Source organism: Streptomyces sp. NPDC033131 (assembly GCF_055578365.1).
In genome coordinates this window covers 1-1,047 of the sequence record NZ_JBVIPA010000129.1, presented here as the reverse complement: position 1 = coordinate 1,047, position 1,047 = coordinate 1, and the positions used below count along the sequence as shown (strand labels likewise).

Here is a 1,047-nt window from a genome sequence, read left to right as displayed (position 1 = left end):
ACGACCTTTCCACGGCCGACGCCATCAGGCTGATGACCGCACTGGTGCGGTCCGCCGCCGACCTCGACGCCGCGGTATGAACCACCGCCACAATGTGCTTGTAGACGCCCACGGCCGTGGGTGTGCCGATCACAACTCGGCGTCCCCCCGCTCGGAGTACGGTCGGGGCACATATCCACCTCGGCCTGCGTGCGGCGCGCGAGGAGCGGGCCCCGCGGCGCGGCGGCCGCTGGCTTTTGGGCGGAGGTGTACTCCGACAACCCGCCGGCTCCCCGAGCTGATGCCGGGTTCCCGGGCGATGTCGGTCAACGTCCGGCCCGAGGAGGTCACGAGCCCTATCGCGTCCCGCTTGAGCTCCTCCGAGTACCGGCCGGAGAACGCTGGTGGGCGGCAGGCGCACTTCGCGGGTTCCTGCGCCCTCCCGGCGCGGAACCCGCCGCCGGCGAGGGCCCAGACACGGCATGAACGGTGCCGTCGGCACCCGGGCGGTTGTCGGCGCGGCATCGGCGAAGCGAGCCGCGGTATAGCCGCCGGACCCGGCGAAACTCGGGCCGCGGCCGACGGCACCGCATGCTCTGGTGTCGGTGCCGCTGCCGACCTCGGTTCGTGACGGGCACCTCACCGTGTGCAGTAGTACCCGGGAGTGGCCGACCTTGCCGTCAGCGCCTGGTCACCGAGCACCGCCCATCCGCACTCCGCGGAAGAACCTCGTTCGGGGCCGACCCGGTGACCTCTCCAGTCAGGGGAGTGATCGCGATGGGTGCAGGTGTGGTGGGAGAAGTGCGGGCAGGATCTCCCTGGTGGGTCCGTGGGGCGGAGCTTCAGATGCCGGGCTGGAGTACGTCGAGGTCCTGTTCCGCCCAGATGGTTTTCCCGCTGTCGGCATGGCGGGTGCCCCAGCCGCGGGTCAGCTGGGCCACCAGCAGCAGGCCGCGGCCGCCCTCGTCGTAGTTGTGGGCCCGGCGCAGGTGGGGGGCGGTGTTGCTGGCGTCGGAGACCTCGCAGATGAGGTGGCGGTCGTGGATCAGCCGTAGTTGGATGGGCGGG

1 protein-coding gene is annotated in these 1,047 nt (G+C 71.3%); it reads right to left on the bottom strand.

The features are described from left to right. Positions 1-821: 821 nt before the first annotated feature. On the bottom strand, positions 822-1,047 hold a 226-nt coding region (locus ACZ5XS_RS45820), incomplete at its 5' end, for an ATP-binding protein (protein WP_468661653.1).